The organism is Rhizobium sp. BK049, from assembly GCF_014193135.1.
Taxonomy (GTDB): Bacteria; Pseudomonadota; Alphaproteobacteria; order Rhizobiales; family Rhizobiaceae; genus Rhizobium.
Window position 1 is genome coordinate 105,639 of record NZ_JACHYV010000021.1, and the last position, 16,602, is coordinate 122,240.

The window sequence follows — 16,602 nt, forward strand, 5'->3', positions numbered from 1 at the left end:
GCCTATGCTGGACTGGAACGGTGACGAACTGGCGCTCGATGTCAGCCTGCTGGAGCAGGTGCGCGCGGCAAGGATCGGGTTTTCCGATCGCGTCTGCGCCGCCTCGGCCAGCAAGGATGAGAAACATCTGGCGCAGTTGCGCTCGGAGCCCACCTATCTGATGGCCGAATTTCTCTATTCGATGAAGGTCTTCGGCATCAACACGGCGGACGATATCGAGCGCTTCGCCGATCTGCACAATGATTACGTGGTGTCGCTCACCCGCGATCCGGCCAAGCTGCAGCGCCTCGGCCTTTCGCAGGAGCGCGCGCTCGCCTCGATGTTCACCGCCGATACCAAGCCGCGGCTGATCCAGAACTGGGCGGAAAAATCAGGCGCCATCGACCAGTCCAATCTCGCCCGTTTCCTGGTCGCCGTCATGTCGAGCGAGACCTGCCGCAAGACGCTGATCGATTTCGAGACAGCCGGCTTCATGCAGCGCAAGCGCTCGCCTTATGGCACGATGGTGGTCTGGTCGACCGGCAGGATCGAGGAAATCTTCGGCGAGATGCTGCGCAATCTCCGGCTCAGCCTGCAGCAGCTGAAGATACTCTGACCTCTCTCCAGCCGATTTCACCCCTCCCAATCGATTGGCGCCGAGCGCCGTTGCCTTCCATCCGGCCTCTCCCTATTGTTGTTTAGTCGCGCGATGGCGCCCCCTTGGACGGATGTGACGACGATGAAGAAATCCCGGCTCATAAGCTTGTCGATCGGCATGGCTCTGACGCTTGCGACGCCAGGCCTCGGGTTTGCCGGGCCGGTCGAGGATGCGCTGGCGGCGCGAAACCCGACGCTTGCGGCGCTGCGCCAGCACGATGAAAAGGCCTTTGCCTCCGCCGTTGCTATCATCGCCGACCATGAACGCGCCGAGGGGCTCACACCCGGCCAGAGCAAGCTGCCGGAGACGACCTCGCCCGGCCGCGACATGGGCTCGGGCTCCGGCAAGGAATTCACTTCGGACAATCCGGATATTCTCTGGCTCTACAATTCCTCTCCGGAAGGAATGAGCGACCTGATCTCGATTCTGAAATCCGCCGGCCAGAAGCCGAAGAACTAACGCCCTCCCTCCAGTCCAGTCCGACTATAAACGGACGCCGGATATTTTCGGCCGCGAGTCTTGTCGCGTCTCTGCCTTGGCGCAATCTTCGCGGCTCCAAATAATTTGTAACCCTCCCTGAAGCAAGACAGCCAAAACGATCCCAATTTCGCCGGTCAGTGCTATTCTCATCTTCAGCACAGTGTGAGATTGTTCGAAGGGGGAGGTTCCGATGCTCAGCCGCAAAGCCATCCTAGCCGCAGCCACGTGTCTTTCGCTTTTTTCGCCGATCGCCGAGGTCGGGGCGCAGAACGAACGCACGCTGACGGAAGCGCCGGCTCAGAGCGGGCCCGTCAGCATCACCTTCGACCGCGCCGAGGCGAAATATGCCATCGGCGAAGTCGTCGGCCTCTTCATCCAGTCGACTGAGAACGCCTATGTTACGGTGCTGAACGTCTCGCCGAACGGCTCCGTCACCAAGCTCTTCCCGAACAAGTATCAGACCGATGCCCTCGTTGCCGCCGGCAAGCGCGTGCAGGTGCCGGATCCGGCAAGCGGCGCCAGGCTGCAGGTGTCCGGCCCGGTCGGGCAGGAACAGATCAAGGTCTTCTATTCCTCCAAGCCGCTGACGATCTTCGCCGATCTCGGCAGCAGCGGCAGCGGCATGTTCCGCTCGATCGACGGCGGCATGGATGCCGTCTCCCGCAGCCTCGAAGAAGCCCGCAGCCTCGGCACCAAGATCAGCAGCAAGACGCTGACGCTGACCACCGTCGACAGCACGGCGGCCCTGCCGCCCTCCGCGGTGCCCCCCGTCGCCGCCGTTCCCACCGCAAAACCCGCGCCGGTCGAACAGGCGGCAAAGCCGCCCGTTGCACCGAAACCGCCGGCCGCTCCCAAACCGAAACCGGCCGTCAAACCCGATGTCGCCAAAAAGCCTGAGGTGATCGAAAAGCCGAAGCCGGCGCCCAAACCCGTCGAACAGGCGACCACACAGCCGCCGAAGAAATACAAGATCGTCACCAATCTGGCGCCCGGCCAGGAGCTCGCCGCCGACGAGCTGCAGCTGATCGGCCCCGCCGACACCACCGCCTCCACCCGCCCCAGCCAATATAAACAACCGAGCCAATATCAGCAGCCGTACAAGCAGCCGGCCCAGTCTGCCCAGACCAATATGCCGAAACTGCCGATGCCGCAGATCAAGATGCCGCAATTCAAGCTTCCCGGCGGTTTCAGCATCAAGATGCCGCCGTTGAGCTTCGGCCGTTCGGCCGAACCCGGCCAGGCCGGAGAGGAGATCGAGGTTGCCAATGCCGATACGCCGGCCTGCAATGCCCTGCTCGACAAGCTGAACACCGCCGTTGCCGCCAAGGACATCACCGCTGCCGCTTCCGAGGCCGATGCCATCGCCGTCAGCGCCGAATGCGGCCAGTTTCAGGTGAATGCCCAGCGCCGCGTCGCAGCCCTGAGGCTTGCCGCCGCTCAGGAGATGATGGCGGCCGACAAGCCGGTCGCCGAATATGAGCCGCTGCTCGTCGCCGCCGACAGCCCGCAGGTGCTCTGGCAGGCCTCCGCCACGCTCGGCGAGATCTATTTCTCCGCCCGCCGCTTTGCCGATGCCGCCGCCGATTACCAGCAGGCGATCGAAATCATCAAGAACGAGACCCGCACGCCGAAGGCGCCGCCGGCCGATACGATCTCCGATCTCATCCAGCGCGCCGCCCAGGCCCGGATTCTTGCCGCCAACCCGACCAGTGACAATCCGCAGGGCAGCTTCGTGCCGGCCGAGAAGGATCACCGCAGCGGCGTGCTCGGCGGCATCTATTCGGAAAATGTGCGCGGCATCGTGCCGGTCTCCATCCCGGTGCCGATCACCTTCGATTTCGACAAGTCGACCTTCACCTCGATAGGCACCGAAGCCGCTGAGGAATTGCTGGAAGCGCTGAAGGAGCAGAAGCCCGGCCGCATCATCCTCATCGGCCATACGGATCGCAAGGGCGGCGACGATTATAATCAGAAGCTCTCCGAGCGCCGCGCCCAGGCCGTTGCCGATTTCCTGAAAAACCACGGCATCGACGCCACGATCGATGCCGAAGGCCGCGGCGCCTCCGAGCCGGTGGACGTGACCGCCACCGCCAACCTCACCGAAGACGACATCGACGCGCTCAACCGCCGCGTCGAATGGCGCCGCGAATAGAGCGGGCGAGGGGGAACCGGCCATGTCCACATTCGCTCCCATGGCCGCCGCACTCGCCCTTCTTGCCCTGGCGGGCACCGATGGCCTTGCCAGGACGATCGAAGCTCCCGAGCGCGGCACGGTCAGAGCCGTTCTGATCGGCATCGATCTCTATCGCAATGTCCCGCCGCTGCACGGCGCCGTCGCCGATGCCGAGGATCTTTCCCTGTCGCTGCGCTCGCTCGGCGTTGATGACGTGACGCTCTTGAAGAACGGCGCCGCCGATCGCCAGGGCATCTTCGATGCGATCGGCGCCGTCACGGAAAGGGCAGGCGAGGGCGATCTCATCGTGCTCGGCATTGCCGGTCATGGATCGAGCGAGCCGGAGCGCGTCAAAGGCTCGAAACCGAGCGGTCGCGACGAGGTCTATGTGCTGGCCGGCTTCGATACGAGGCTGCCCGGATCGCGCGAGCGCATCTTCGGCGACGAATTCAAGGTGCTGATCCACAAGCTGGAGCAAAAAGGCGCCGAGGTCCTGTTCATCGCCGATACCTGCCATGCCGGCGGCATGACCCGCAACGTCGATCCGCGCGGCGCCGAGATCACCTGGCGCCAGGCGCCGTCCTATACGATCGAGGAGGATGACCTCGCGCCGATTTCGACCACATCAGATGCCCTCTCCACCGGCTTCGATTACAAGCGGCTGACCTTCCTGGCCGCCGTCGACGACAACACCAAATCGCCGGAGATCTCGATTCCCGGTATTGCTGAGAAGCGCGGGGCGCTGAGCTATGCCACCGCCCGCGCCTTCGAAGGGGCGGCCGACCGCAACGCCGATGGCGCCGTGACCCGCCGCGAGCTGTTCGAATATGTGCGCCAGTCGGTCTATCAGTTCACCGACCAGCGGCAGAACATCTTCACGCAAAGCTCGCCCGGGGCGGATCTCGACCACGCCGTCGTCTATGCCTATGACACGGCAGGCCCGGCGGAAGCGCAGACATTGAACGTGCCGCCACCGCCGCCCGAGCCAGCCCCGATCACCGTCGGCGCCCTCGGTTCCGAGCCGGTACTGCAGGGTATCGATCCGGCCGTCACGCCGTTCAACTTGACGGATAGCGCCCATGCCGAACTCGTCTTCGATTCGCAAAAGCATGAGGCGATCGCTGGCGGCGATGTCGTCGCCTCCGAAGTCGGCGCCGGCGACATGCCCTTCGTCGTCGACCGGATGGCCGCGCTCGACACGCTGAAGCGGCTGTCGGAGATCAACCCGCAGACCGTGCGGGTGACACCCTCCGACAAGGTCCATCGCGACGGCGAGCGCGTCGGCGTCACGGTTTCCGATCTCGCCGGGCGCAAGCTTGTGCTGTTCGACGTCACCGGCGACGGCACCGTGCAGTTCCTCTATCCCGGCGACAGGGAAGCCGATGCCGACTTGTCCGCAACCTTCGATCTCGACCTTTCCGTCGTCGCCCCCTTCGGCACCGACCTGCTCGTCGCCGTCACCGCCGATCAGCCGATGCCTGGTTTGGTCGAGTTCCTGAAACAGAACGACAGGCGCCGCACCGCCGGCAACATCGCCAGACATCTCGGCGAGCTTCTGCCCGAGGGCGCGCGCCTCGGATTTACGGTCCTCTATACCTCCGCCGGAGCCAGGCTATGAGCACGTCGATCAGCAGGGTCCTCAACATTGCGGCCGTCCTTCTGCTTCTGACCACTCCCGCCCTGGCGCAGCAGGACACGGATTTCGCCGGCGAGGATGGCGGGCGGGTGATCGGCGGCCAGGCGGCGAAGAAAGGCGAATGGCCCTGGCAGGTGAAGATCCTGGCGCCCGATCCCGAGCAGCGCGGCCGCTTCGGCGGCCATTGCGGCGGCTCGCTGATCTCCTCGCGCTGGATCCTGACCGCCGCCCATTGCGTCACCAGCGGCCGTTCCGGCAAGCAGGATCTCTTCGCCCGCGACCTCTTGATCGTCGAGGGAAAGCAGAAGGTCGACAAGGTGATCTCGGTCGACGGGCCTGATAAGCCGGGACTGTCCGTCGCAGATGTGATCATCCACGAGGATTTCGACCGCAAGGTCTTCGCCAACGACATCGCCCTGATCAAGCTTGCCGAACCTGCCGTCTCGAAGCCGGCAATCCTTGCCTCGGTTTCGGATGAGGCCGTGGAAGCCCCCGGCCACACGGCCGTCGTCACCGGCTGGGGGTACACAAAGGCCGATCACGGCTGGGATGACAAATACCTGCCGACCGAACTGCAGGAGGTCGAGCTGCCGCTCGTCTCGCGCGAGGATTGCCGCGCCGCCTACCGCGAAAGCTCGATGCGCATGAACCCGATCGACGAGCGCAATGTCTGCGCCGGTTATGCCGAGGGCGGCAAGGACGCCTGCCAGGGTGACAGTGGCGGACCGCTGGTCGCGCAGCGCCCCGACAAGCGCTGGATTCAGCTCGGGATCGTCAGCTGGGGCGCAGGCTGCGCCGAGGCCGAACATTACGGCGTCTACACCCGCGTCGCCGCTTTCCGCGACTGGATCGCCGAGAAGACCGATGGCGACGTGCCGAATGCGCCCGACGCCTCAGGCGCTTCCGCCGGCGACCAGGTGGCGGCGATCGACATCAAGCGGCGGCCTGCAGCGAGCGAGCCGACGGCCGGGACGACGCAGAAAAAGACGCCGGCCGGACAGATCGAGGCCAACCTTACGATCACCACGCCGCCCGACGCCACGAAGGCGCCTGCGGTAACGACGGAGACTCCGGCAGCCGCTTCGCCCGAGGGCAACCAGCCAGAGGTTCAAGCGCCGGCTGCCGAGCTGCCTATGGCCGTGCGTTCTCCCGGCGACCGCGCGCTTCTGATCGGCATCGACGACTATGAAATGCGCGAGGCGAAGCTGACGGGCTCGGTCGACGATGTGAAGGCGATGCAGCTCTTCCTCGTCAAGACGGTCGGCTACCGTCCCGAACAGATCCATACGCTCACCAACCGCAAGGCCAGCCGCGCGGCGATCCTTGCCGAAATCGACGACTGGCTGGTGCGCCAGTCTGAGGCCGGCAGCCGCGTCTTCCTCTATTTCAGCGGCCAGGGCTCCGAGGAAATGGGCGCCGAGGCGACGACGAGCCCGACGCTGGTTGCCGCCGATGCCAAGCTGGTGCGCGACGGCGGCAAAGTGACCGTCACTAATCAGATCCGCGAGACCGAAATCGCCGCCCGGCTGAACAGCCTCAAGGACCGCCGTGTCACGCTGCTGATCGATGCCTGCCATGTCGGTCCCGGCAGCCGCAGTGCGGTGGCCGCACCCGCCGGCGGCACGGTGCGCTGCCTCGGCCCGGCTTTGGCGTCGCTGCAGCCGCCGAACCGCTCCGGCAAGGAAGCCAAGTTCTCCTTCGGCGGCGAAACGGCGATGGTCTGGTCGGCCGTCAACGCAGGGCAATGGGCGCTGGTCGATACTGAGGCCAACCCGCCGCTCGGGGTCTTCACCCGCCGCTTCATCGAAGGCGTGCAGGAAGGGGTGGCGCGCGCTTCCGACAAGCCTGACGTCAGCAACGCCGCCCTGCTCGATTATGTCAGGCGCAAATCCGACGAATATTGCCGGGCGCATTCCGAGGATTGCCGCTTCACGCCGGTGCCGCAATTCTACGGCCTGCCGGATGCGCTTGGCCGCGACGTCATCACCGGCGAGGAGGCAAAGACGCCGGTCGCCGCCGTCGAAAACACGTTGAAGACCGACAATGAGGCGGGTGTTGCCGTCGACGTGCTGCCCGGCACCTCGGTCAGCATCGGCGACAAGGTGGCGATGCGCGTCTCCACCAAGAAATCAGGCTATCTGATCCTCGTCGATATCGACGCCGCCGGCAAGCTGACGCAGCTCTATCCGAACAAGCGCTCGATGGGCCTGAAACCCACGGCCAAGGGCGGCGACAACAGGCTCGATCCGGCACGGCCGGTGGTCGTGCCGGATGCCCGCAATCCCTATATCGGCTTTGAATATGTGGTGGAGGGGCCGGCCGGCGTCGGCATGGTCGTCGCCATCCTCAGCGACAAGCCGATCGAAGTGCTCGACCTGCCTGACGTGCCGACACCGCTCGTCGGCCAGCGCGCTGCCTTCAACTATGTCTACGACCTTGCCCGCAGCCTCAGGATCGTCGGCGACGACGAGACCGGCGTCCAGGGCAAATGGTCGTTCGATTCCAAATTCTATCGCATCCGCTGAAAGAGGAGCGAATGATGTCGAAATCCATTCTGCTGGCCGGCCTTGCCGCTTCCCTGATGGCGCTGGCGCCCGCCCATGCGGGCGACGCCACTGACACCAGGGCGGTGCTTGCCGCCCAGGCCGGGCTTGCCGTCGATCTGATCGACCGCACGCTGGCCAAGGAAGGGGCGGCCAACATCATGGTGTCGCCGGCAAGCCTTGCTGCCGCGCTCGGTCTCGCAGGCCTCGGCGCCTCGGACGCGGGCAAGGCGGCCATCGCCAGGGGCCTGGGTTTCGGCGATGCGGTAAAGGGGCCGGAGAAGGTGCTCGACGAGATGAACCCGAAGACGCCGCCGGCGGCCGATGCGCCGTTGGCTTCAGGCGTTGCGATCGTCTTCGACGACAAGCTGGCGCTCGTTCCCGATGCTCTCTCCATGCTGGCCGGTCACCGCATCAAGCCGTCGATCGAGGATCTCGACGAACCCCAATCCGTCGAGCATATCAACGGCTGGGTCAGGCAGGCGACGCGCGACGCCATCCCTGCGATCCTGGAAACGCCGCCCGGCGGCGGCTTCATCAGCCTCGGGGCGCTCTCCTTCAAGGCCCGCTGGAAAACCGCCTTCGAGGCTCAGAGCCCGGCAGCCCCGTTCCGGCGGCCGGATGGCTCGACGGTCTCCGTGCCGATGATGCATCTTGCCGGCGACGGCCAGAAATTCCGCGTCGACGATCGTTTCGCAGCCGTCGACCTCGCCTATGCAGGTGAAACCTACCGCATGGTGGTGATCGCGGCGCGCTCCGAAAAGGGCGTCGGCGGCGCCGATCTCAAAACCCTTGGGTCCTGGCTTCAAGGCGAGAAATTCGAACCCGCCAAGGGGGAAATCTTCCTGCCCCGCTTTTCCCTCAACGACGGGCGTGATTTGATGCCGACACTCCACGCGATGGGGCTTTCGCCCGAAAAGGCGAGCGATGCGGCTTTTCCCGGGTTCACCACGGAAAACATCAGCTTGTCGCGCGTTCTGCAGAAGACGATGATCAAGGTCGATGAAAACGGCACGGAAGCGGCGGCGGCAACGGCCGTGGTGACCGAGCGCAGCATCGATCCGAAACTGGTGCGGGTGAGCGCAGATGCCCGTTTCGCCTTCGCGCTTCGCGATACGAAAACCGGCCTCTTTCTCGCCGCCGGCCTGATCGGCGATCCGCTTCTGGCGGGTGAATGACATGCGCTTTGATGAAGACAAAATGGCAGGGGGACACGTGCATGAGAAGTGATCTGATCGCCCGCTACACGATCGGCGAGCCGGTCTATGAGAACGAGTTCATCGTCTATCCGGCGCAGGACAAGCGGATGGATCGTTCGGTCTTCATCGTCGCGCCTGACGTGGCGCTGAAACTGGACAAGGCCCGCTTCGAGCGGGTCTGGATCTCGGTCAACGAGGCCAAGTCGCTGACGGCGCGGCGCTTCGTCGAAATCGAGGACCTCATCCCGCCGTCGCCGGAAGACGACAATTTCTACATCGTCGAGAAGCGGCCGTCGAAGACGCTGCACCAATATCTCGAGGAAACCGAGATGGTCGCCTATGACCGCGCCATCGAGATCGGCCGTCATATCCTCGAAGGGCTGGCGACGCTGCACGGGGCGGGTTACGCCCACAACGCGCTGACCGACCAGTGCATCTACGTATCGGAGGATTATTCCGGCCTCTCGGTCCGGATCGGCAACCTGCACCTGATCTCCAAGATCGGCGAGCACATCATTCCACCCTATGCGCCGGAATTCGGCGCGCCGGAGATCTACGCCAGCGGCACCTTCTCGGCTTCCGCCGCGCTTGACATCTATGCGATGGGCATGATCGCCTACAAGCTCTTCCTGCCGCGGCAGACCTATGCCAGCGTCTTCGACAGCGTCATGGTCTGGGAGGACGAACACCAGCGCGAGCAGAGCTGGAAGAACATCCATCTCGACCCCTCCAACATCTTCCCGCGCCTCGACGTGCTGATCCCCGGTTTTCCCGAGGGGCTTGCCAGCCTGGTCGAAAGAATGCTGAGCCGCGACCCGGCCCAGCGCCCGCGCATGGGCGCCGATGCGCTCGGCGAATTCAGCCGCGTGACGACCGGCATCCAGCCGATGGCCTGGGATCCGCGCGGCGGCATGCCGCAACAGCCGGAAGCTCCGAAGCGGAAGAAATGGACGCTCGCGCATTTCTCGATGATTGGTGCGCTGCTCCTGATCTGCATCGGCGTCGGCGTCGTCACCATCCCGAAGCTGCTGCGCCCGGACCCCAAGCTCGTCGCCGATGTCGGCACCTGGAAGAAGGAGGCCGAAAGCCGCAGGGACAAAGCCATCGCCGCCAAGGCGCCGGAACGCCCGTCCGGCGATGAGGCGAAGCTTTCCTATGATGCCGGCGCCGCGGCACTGACCGAAGCCAATGCCCTGCTCAAGGACGAAGACTATAAGAAGGCGCTTCCCGGTTACCAGAAGGCGGCCATCAGCCTCGGCAAGTCGCTAATCGCCATCTCGAAAGAAAATGCCGAAAAGGCCAAATCGGCTGCTGCCGCCGCCGGCGGCGACAAGGCCCCGAGTTTTGCCGAGGCCGACAGCAAGATGAAGGCCGCGGCCGATAGCGCCGCCGCCCAGCAGATGCATGGCGCGGTCGATAATTACGAGGCTGCGAAAACGGCTTACGACGATCTCGCCAAGGCGCTGACGGCGCTGACGGCGGCCGAAAAGGATGCCGCGGCAAAACGCGAAACCGTCACCCGCATCGGCGCCGGCGACAGCCCCGACGTCGCCAAGGCGAGCGGCCTGATGACCGAGGCCAAGGCCAAGGCCGAGCAATGGCAGCTGCCGGCCGCGACCTCGGGCTACGGCGACGCCGCCAAAATCTTCGCCACGCTGATATCGGATGTGATGGCGGCCAAGGACGAGGCGACGGCGCTCAGGCAGAAAGTCACTGATCTCCACGCCTCGCTGGCGACGCGCGCCGGCCCCGCCGATCCGACGCTTGCCGCGCTGGCGCCGAAGCTCACCGAGGCCGACGGTCGCTATACCGCTGAAGCCTACAAGCTCGCCATCGCAGCCTACCAGCCGATCCTGACCGACCTCGAAGCTCTGGCGGCGCGCGGCTTCTGCCCAGTCGCGCCGAATGTCGCCTTCGAGACTATCCCGGCCGGCAGCTATTCGCTCGACAATGTCCGGCTGATGACCTCGTCGCTGAAGGAGCTCGGCGGCATGCTCGGCGTCGCCAATGGCGCGGTGAAGGTCGAAAAATCCTTCTGCATGCAGGCGAGAGCGGTCACCCGCGCCGAGATGGCAGAATATTACACCGCCAACGCCGACCCGGCCTCCGCACAGGCCTATGCCGGCAATCCCGAGCAGCCGGCCGACGACGTGCCGCTCGCCGAGGCACAGAACTATACCGCCTGGCTGTCGAAACAGCTGAACGCCCCCGTCCACCTGCCATCGGCGACGGAATGGATGGCGAGCGCGGTCAAGCTGATGCCGGAGAAACTGCCCAACAATGGCGACATCATCCTGCAATGGAGCGCCACCCCCTGCGAAGCCGGCGGCAACGTCGCCTTCATGGCGCAGGAAGGCTCCACCTTCGTCGTCTGCTCGGATGCCTCGGCCGGCGGCATTTTTCGGGTGAGCGCTGAGTTGCGGTAGGGGTGGCGACGTGAAGAGTGAAATGGGAGATTGGTATGCCGCTAACAACTGGGTGGGATGATTTCGGGGTGCAGGAAGGCATCCGCTTTCATCGACCCTCGGGGCTACCCTGCCGCTGGGGAGAAGAGGGAGAATGCCGACGCTGTTGGCCGGATTGTCTTTGAACTAAGCCGGTTCTTCGTTCGGGAAGTGCCAGCGGGCCCTTGCTCCCTCTTCTCCCCAGCGGGGGTCCGAAGGACGGGTTGAGACCCGTGGCTCAACCCCGGTCGGTGGCCCGAAGGATCGGATGAGGGGGCCGCACGGCACTCCATTTGATGGCGCCCCTTTAGCTGCTTCCTTTGCATGAGTGATGCCGTTTGTATGAAGTCGGCCAGCTTAAATCTGAATCCATCAATCACCACGGAGCTTCGACATGCCTGAACCACGCTCGCCACGTCTTGCTGTCCTAATCGATGCCGACAACGCCTCCGCAAAGATCGTCGACGGTCTGTTCGAGGAAATAGCCAAGATCGGTGAAGCGAGCGTGCGGCGCATCTATGGCGACTTCGCCAATGCTCGCTCCAAGGCATGGATCGACGTCCTTGCAAGACACGCGATCATCCCTCAACAACAGTTTGCCTACACCACGGGTAAAAACGCGTCCGACATCACGCTTGTTATCGATGCGATGGATTTGCTCCACAGCGGCCGCTTTGACGGCTTCTGCCTGGTGTCATCCGACAGCGATTTCACGCGTCTCGCCTCACGCATCCGGGAACAAGGGATCGATGTCTTCGGATTCGGGGAGCAGAAGACCCCGGAGAGCTTCCGCCAGGCATGCCGTCGATTTATCTACACCGAAAATCTGGCGCCTTCGGTCGTGTCGAATGGCGCGGACGCAGCACAGGCGGTGTCTTCATTGCGGCCGCCCAGCGCCGCAACACCGATCATCAAAAGAGTAATCGCCGAGATGGAGACCGAGGATGGATGGATCCCGCTTGGCGCAGTTGGAACGCAACTTGCCAATCTGGCATCTGACTTCGACCCACGGACGTTCGGATTCAAGAAGTTGAGCGATTTGGTTAGGAAGACGAACGCCTTCGAGGTCGATCATGCCGAAGGCCGTCCGTTTCGCATCCGCCTGAAACCTGCGCCAACAAAAAGCAGGGTGAAGCCGACAACCTAACGCATCGGCACATACCGCGAGATCGGATCTCAGATCCCCAAAAGCGCGCAGGTACAGCCGAAACGTCGGGACGTGTGCGAGGGTTTGCGTTTTGATATGATTTGGATTGGCGCTCCCTCTGCTCTGTGCAGCGGCCCCGTCAGCGTAAGCGCCGAATTACGGCGAACTCTCATTCACAAATTCGCGTTCAAGCCGTGCCTCACGACAAATTTCAATTCCAAATTTCCAAATACGCGCGTACATTGAACATGGGGACTGCAGTATCCGTGCGTTGAGGGGTCGGGGAAAATGTGCTGGAATACATCATCAGCATTCACGCCTGTCGGGTTTGCTTTGCGGGGTCCGAAATCTCGCAAGATCGTGTGGACGTTGGGCGACGCGGCGCGCCTCCTCATGAACGACTGGCCTTGCGATGACGGCGAGGAATACATGGCTGCCGTCAAAGCCTGCGTCGACGCCATCACCGGCAAAATTGCCCCGGAACAATTCCGCGAAGTGCTTCTGCGTGCCGCCGACGAGGCGGGTATCCGAACTCTATCGCTCGTTCCGCAGGGAATGGGTGAGCGGCGGCCGGGTTTGCTGCCGATAATGCGATCGTAGGCCGCACGTCCAGCGACCAATCCTTTTAGACGTCACCTCCGCGCCTACAGAAGCGCTCGCTGGGCTCGGCGAGAGGAACGGCAGATTTGGGCCCGTAGCGGACTGGCAGCTCTCGGTGATCGTTCACTCAGTAGAAGACGTTCAACTCGATGCGCGAGTTTTCAGGTCCGGATTGTGGCACAAAAGTACCGGCTCATCACCATCTGTCGATGTAGGAACCTCAGCTCTTGCAAGTGACAGAACCCCGTTTTTTCCAAATAGCTGCTTCAGTCCTCCAGAATGCCAGCGATCCTAACCAAATCTGCAACTGACGATGCGTGCATTTTCCGCATCATGTGGCCGCGATGAAGCTTTACGGTGGCCTCGGCGAGCTGAACCTCAGCCGCAATCTGCTTGTTCAGTTTCCCGGCGACGACCAATGCCATGATCTGCCGCTCACGCTCGGTAAGCTTGGAATGCCTCAAGCGCAACCCAGCCATTTGGTTTGCTTCTTTGCGTCGAGCATCATCATCCGCCAAAGCGCGGTTTACCGCCTCCAGTAAATCCTGTTCGCGCACGGGCTTTGTCAGGACATCAATAGCTCCGGCTTTCATTGCGCGGACCGCCATCGCGACATCTACATGGGCGCTGATCAGCACCACCGACCTTGGATGTCGGCTTTTCGTCAGAGCTTCTTGAAACTCCAGACCGCTCTGGCCTGGCAGACGAATATCCAGAACAATACAACCTGCGCGGTCGGGATCATCCGCAGAAAGGAACTCCGGCACCGAGCAATGGGTTTCAGTGGCAAGCCCTACGGATGCGAACAATCCCCTCAAAGCTTCGCGGACGCTTTCGTCGTCATCTATGATGATGACGGTCGGCGGGCTTCTTTTGCGATCATCGATCATAGTCGGCTGTGACCTCCGCCATGGGCAATGTAAACGTAAACACAGTACCAATCTGACTATCTGCCGACGAACCCCAAATCCGACCCCCATGGGCTTCAATAATGGAGCGGCATATGGAAAGTCCCATCCCGATACCGTCGGCCTTCGTGCTGTAAAATGCTTCGAACACTCGGTCCAACTCGTCGGGAGGAACACCGCGCCCCGAGTCCGAGACACTCACTCTCACGAATTGCTGCTCGTCCTCGGTGCATCTGATCCTGATACGTCTTTCGCTTGAAGCAGCGGCCATCGCTTCGGCGCTGTTCATGACCAAGTTCAGAACTACCTGTTGCAGCTGAGTTCGATCTCCAATGACCTCCAGAGGCCATTTCGGAAGATCGAGATCGAGTTCGATCTCTCGGTGACGAAGTTCCCCTCTCAAAAGATCCAGCACATCACGCACGGCGCCCCTCAAGTCAGTTCGCTCCATCCGGGCTGGTGACTTCTGAGCCAGTGCTCTGATACTTGCGATGATGTCGCCGGCGCGATGACCATCGTTGACGATCCTCTCCGCCGCGAGCCGGGCCTGTTCGATATCGGTATGCCCCGGTTGCAGCCAGCGCAGACATGTGCCGGCATTCGTGACGATTGCCATTAGCGGCTGATTGACTTCATGGGCAATCGAAACGGCGAGTTCACCTGTGGCGGTCATTCGGGTCACATGCGCGAGGTCACTCTGGCTTTGCCGCAAGGACTCTTCCGCCCGTTTGCGATCCTCGATGTCCACGACGACGCCGTACCATCTCACAACATTTCCATCTGAATCCAGAAGAGGGCTTTGTCGAAGGTTAAACCACCGATATTCGCCATCGGCGCGTCTGATACGGGCGTCTACCGGGCGGCTTTTTTTTGAGGCTACGATATCGTCCCAGGCCATACGCATCAGCTCGACATCATCAGGATGAAACATGCGATAAAAACCGAAGCCGACGATCTCTTCAAAAGGTAGACCGACATAATCGATCAAGTTTCGATTAAAATATTCAAGCCGGCCATCCGAGGTGCAGGACCAAGCCATGGCGGGTATCGTGTTGATGATAAGGTTGAGTTTGTGTTCGCTTTCCCTGAGCGCTGCTTCGCTTTCTCGAAGAGCAATCTCCGCACGTTGCAGGTCTTCGATATCGATATTGCAGCCAAACCATCGCACGACCCCGTTGGCATCAACCAGCTTGCGGCCTGAGAAATAGAACCAACGGTAGTTGCCGTCGGCTCCACGGATGCGCCCCTTCAGAACGGTGTGGTCGGAATGCTCGAGGTCTCTCTTCCAGATGTCCACCATGCCCGGAATATCGTCCGGGTGGTAAAGCTCCAGAAAACCCCACTCGAGGATTTGGTCTGCAGGACGACCCGCGTAGTCCAGCCAGCTTTTATTGACAAAATCAGCGCTACCATCCGGCCGCGCCGACCATACGAGAACAGGCAGCGAATTGATGATGAGGCTGAGATTTTCCTCGCTGGCTGCAAGTGCTGTCTTCGTTTCTTTCAATGCGTTTTCGGCCTGTTTGCGGTCTTCTATATCGAGGACCACACCATACCATCTCACGACATTCCCTTCGGTATCGAGCCGCGGCTTCTGCCGAAGCGTGCACCAACGATATTGACCATCTGCGCGCCTGAGCCTGCCCACGACCTCTCTGGCATGTTTCGAGGCCATGATGTCGTGCCATTCCGAAGCGAGATGTGACGTGTCGTCGGGATGAAACAGCTTGTAGAATCCCACTCCGGAGATTTCCTCAAGCGGCGCCCCGATAAACTCGAGAAAATGCTGGTTGGCAAAATCCAACATGCCTTCCGACGTTGCGGACCACGCCATGGCGGGGATCATATCGATAATGGGATCGGTTTCCGGTTCTCGTTCCACCGCACACTCCGTTCAGTGTTTGAGACGTTACGGAGCTCAAACGTTCCGACTCCATGTCAGGAAATGTCGAAAGATGGCCGATCGTCCGTCGGAAATAGTTACGGGATTTCTGTGGCTTGGGTAAGGGAAAATCGATATACGAAGGTCTATGGTTGCAATGCCATCGTCTAGTTAAGCGTGACCTAGATCGCAATTGAGCGAGGCCACAAACCGGCTTACTCCTAAACGTCGAAGCCTTTGAGGAACGGTGAGCTCAGCGGGTCCCTCGTCGCCTTCACATCGAGCATTCACGTGCAACGAAATTCTACATCACTGCCATTCCTGACCAGAGGCAACAGCCTCCGGGGACGTTGTTAATCGCCACGGCGCGTGCGCGTCTGAACGACCGACAGCAGCCCTCATTTGAGATCATTTTTTCATCTCGACTTATAGGGAGACCGTCATGCGTAGCTTGATTATGTGCCTGATGCTGGCGACCGCCAGCATGACTGCCGCAACTGTGGCGTCAGCGCTTCCCGCGCAGGCCACGACGTACGTTCGCGAGGTTCCGGTTCCCGTTCACTACCGAACCGCAAAGATCGAGGGTCTCGATATCTTCTACCGGGAAGCGGGGCCGGCCGACGCTCCGGTCGTGCTGCTGCTTCATGGTTTTCCGACGTCATCCCACATGTTCCGTAATCTGATCCCGCTCCTTGCAGATCGATACCACGTCATCGCGCCAGACTATCCGGGCTACGGACAAAGTGCATCTCCCGATCATAGCAACTTTGCCTATACGTTTGGCGGCGTCGCCAATATCGTCGACAGGTTGCTGGATCATTTGGCGGTCGAAAGTTATGCGATTTACGTCATGGATTAGGTACATTCTATTTCCAAGTGCGACATGCCAATGATTTCAATGGCTTCACTTTGGAGATTTTGGCATGTCCCGATGCTATACGCAGCTTGCCCTC

At 61.9% G+C, this 16,602-nt stretch carries 11 protein-coding genes and 1 pseudogene; 10 read left to right on the top strand and 2 right to left on the bottom strand.

The features are described from left to right. The first annotated feature begins 4 nt into the window (after window positions 1-4). The 9 genes from FHT70_RS21165 (at window position 5) to FHT70_RS21205 (ending at window position 12,859) form a co-directional block, all read left to right on the top strand. A complete protein-coding gene (locus FHT70_RS21165) occupies window positions 5-595 on the top strand; it encodes a hypothetical protein (RefSeq protein WP_183704618.1) in 591 nt (196 codons plus the stop codon). A 123-nt stretch (window positions 596-718) separates the two neighbouring features. Next, window positions 719-1,096: a hypothetical protein gene (locus FHT70_RS21170; RefSeq protein WP_183704620.1), complete on the top strand. Its 378-nt coding sequence runs from the start codon at window positions 719-721 to the stop codon at window positions 1,094-1,096. Window positions 1,097-1,307: 211 nt separating this feature from the next. Beyond that, window positions 1,308-3,269: a DUF4384 domain-containing protein gene (locus FHT70_RS21175; RefSeq protein ID WP_183704622.1), complete on the top strand. Its 1,962-nt coding sequence runs from the start codon at window positions 1,308-1,310 to the stop codon at window positions 3,267-3,269. A 22-nt stretch (window positions 3,270-3,291) separates the two neighbouring features. Continuing rightward, window positions 3,292-4,908 carry a caspase family protein gene (locus FHT70_RS21180; RefSeq protein ID WP_183704624.1) on the top strand — a complete coding sequence of 539 codons (1,617 nt, stop codon included), beginning with the start codon at window positions 3,292-3,294 and terminating at the stop codon, window positions 4,906-4,908. Then, the gene (locus FHT70_RS21185) at window positions 4,905-7,451 is read left to right on the top strand and encodes a trypsin-like serine protease (protein ID WP_183704626.1); all 2,547 of its coding nucleotides are present in this window, start codon (window positions 4,905-4,907) and stop codon (window positions 7,449-7,451) included. Before FHT70_RS21180 ends, FHT70_RS21185 begins: the two co-directional genes overlap by 4 nt. A 14-nt stretch (window positions 7,452-7,465) precedes the next feature. Then, window positions 7,466-8,647 carry a serpin family protein gene (locus FHT70_RS21190; RefSeq protein WP_183704628.1) on the top strand — a complete coding sequence of 394 codons (1,182 nt, stop codon included), beginning with the start codon at window positions 7,466-7,468 and terminating at the stop codon, window positions 8,645-8,647. A gap of 41 nt (window positions 8,648-8,688) precedes the next feature. Next, window positions 8,689-11,094, top strand: a complete 2,406-nt coding sequence (locus tag FHT70_RS21195; protein WP_183704630.1) for a serine/threonine protein kinase — start codon at window positions 8,689-8,691, stop codon at window positions 11,092-11,094. Between the two features lie 412 nt (window positions 11,095-11,506). Further along, window positions 11,507-12,259: an NYN domain-containing protein gene (locus FHT70_RS21200; protein WP_183704632.1), complete on the top strand. Its 753-nt coding sequence runs from the start codon at window positions 11,507-11,509 to the stop codon at window positions 12,257-12,259. 288 nt (window positions 12,260-12,547) lie between these two features. Beyond that, a complete protein-coding gene (locus FHT70_RS21205; RefSeq protein WP_183704633.1) occupies window positions 12,548-12,859 on the top strand; it encodes a DUF982 domain-containing protein in 312 nt (103 codons plus the stop codon). 266 nt (window positions 12,860-13,125) lie between these two features. Here the strand turns inward: FHT70_RS21205 and FHT70_RS21210 are convergent, their stop codons facing one another. Both FHT70_RS21210 and FHT70_RS21215 read right to left on the bottom strand, forming a co-directional pair. Further along, the gene (locus FHT70_RS21210) at window positions 13,126-13,749 is read right to left on the bottom strand and encodes a response regulator (protein WP_183704635.1); all 624 of its coding nucleotides are present in this window, start codon (window positions 13,747-13,749) and stop codon (window positions 13,126-13,128) included. Further along, the gene (locus FHT70_RS21215) at window positions 13,739-15,649 is read right to left on the bottom strand and encodes a PAS domain-containing sensor histidine kinase (RefSeq protein WP_183704637.1); all 1,911 of its coding nucleotides are present in this window, start codon (window positions 15,647-15,649) and stop codon (window positions 13,739-13,741) included. The genes FHT70_RS21210 and FHT70_RS21215 overlap by 11 nt, the downstream gene beginning before the upstream one ends. A 442-nt stretch (window positions 15,650-16,091) precedes the next feature. On the opposite strand from FHT70_RS21215, the pseudogene FHT70_RS21220 reads away from it, so the two are divergent. Beyond that, a pseudogene (locus FHT70_RS21220) lies at window positions 16,092-16,505 on the top strand (alpha/beta fold hydrolase); the annotation flags it as partial. Window positions 16,506-16,602: the final 97 nt, after the last annotated feature.